This is a genomic window from Rhodopseudomonas sp. BR0C11 (assembly GCF_010820945.1).
Taxonomy (GTDB): domain Bacteria; phylum Pseudomonadota; class Alphaproteobacteria; order Rhizobiales; family Xanthobacteraceae; genus Rhodopseudomonas; species Rhodopseudomonas palustris_H.
The window spans coordinates 1-1,134 of sequence record NZ_QTKI01000728.1 but is presented as its reverse complement, the minus strand read 5'-3'; the positions used below and the strand labels follow the sequence as shown (position 1 = coordinate 1,134).

Here is a 1,134-nt window from a genome sequence, read left to right as displayed (position 1 = left end):
GATCGCGGCCGAGCGCCTCAGCCCAAACGGCGCGGCCGCGAGCCGCGCGCAGGAGCGAACAATGGCGATCTTTTCCACCCGCGACGGCCAGCCGTGGGAACCGACTTACCTCACCGCGATCGACGACAAGAAGTGCATTGGTTGCGGCCGCTGTCACAAGGTGTGCTCGCGCGACGTGATGCATCTGATGGGCGTCAACGAGGAGGGCGAACTGGTCGCCTGTTCGCTCGATGATGATGACGATGACGAGGAGTTCGTCCGCAAGGTGATGGTCCTCGACGCGGCCGGCAATTGCATCGGCTGCTCGGCTTGCGTCCGGGTCTGCCCGAAGGCATGCCAGACCCACGTCAAGGCTAGCGAACTCGGGCTCTAAGCAAAGGAGCGACGGACATGCTCGGCGCAGCGGGAATCCAGGCGGCAGGCGCGACGGCAGCGGCGCTGCCGCTGCGCGTGACGGCGTCGAGCTTCGCGTCCTCTCCGGCGGTGGTGTACCGGGCCTTGACCGGCTGCACCCCGGCCGAAGCCCAGATCGATGACGATCGGGCATTCGATCGTCACGTGCTGGCGTCGATCCTGTCGGTTGCGGTCACCGAACCCGGCTCGATCACGGAGTCCAGCGGTCTGACGGCCGACGATTTCGCGGCGCTGATCGTCGGCTGGTTCCCGCACGTCTCGGTCCTGTTGTCAGTGCTGGCGGTCGGCGAGCACGACGAGGACGAGGAAGCCGGCATGGTTCGCGACCTGCTGCTCAAGCATCGCTCGACCTCGGGCGACGTCGGTCGTTGGCTCGCTGCGATGGTGGCGCGCCGGGCAATGCAGCCGGAGCATCTGTGGGAAGATCTCGGCCTGCGCAGCCGCGCCGAGCTGAGCCGGCTCTTGATGCGGCATTTCGAGCCGCTGGCCCGCGACAACACCCGCAACATGCGCTGGAAGCGGTTCTTCTATCGCAAGCTCTGCGAAGACGACGGTATGGTGATGTGTAGCACCCCGGTCTGCTCGCAGTGCGGCGACTTCGCGGAGTGCTTCGGTGAAGAGAGCGGCGAAAGCCGGATGGCGATCCGCCGCCGCGAGGTTGAACTGCGGACGGCTAGCGTGGCTTGACGCAGTGACGCCGCTCTTCACCCTCCCTTGGAG

At 66.4% G+C, this 1,134-nt stretch carries 2 protein-coding genes; both read left to right on the top strand.

Annotation, left to right across the window (positions count from 1 at the left end; genetic code table 11):
* Window positions 1-61: 61 nt before the first annotated feature.
* The gene (gene fdxB, locus DYI24_RS26935; protein ID WP_107346155.1) at window positions 62-373 is read left to right on the top strand and encodes a ferredoxin III, nif-specific; all 312 of its coding nucleotides are present in this window, start codon (window positions 62-64) and stop codon (window positions 371-373) included.
* Window positions 374-390: 17 nt separating this feature from the next.
* A complete protein-coding gene (locus DYI24_RS26930; protein WP_164574498.1) occupies window positions 391-1,101 on the top strand; it encodes a nitrogen fixation protein NifQ in 711 nt (236 codons plus the stop codon).
* Window positions 1,102-1,134 lie beyond the last annotated feature (33 nt).

Excerpts from the sequence above, each read along its gene's own strand:
- fdxB (WP_107346155.1), top strand. The coding sequence starts at position 62 with ATGGCGATCTTTTCCACCCGCGACGGCCAGCCGTGGGAACCGACTTAC.
- DYI24_RS26930 (WP_164574498.1), top strand. The coding sequence starts at position 391 with ATGCTCGGCGCAGCGGGAATCCAGGCGGCAGGCGCGACGGCAGCGGCG.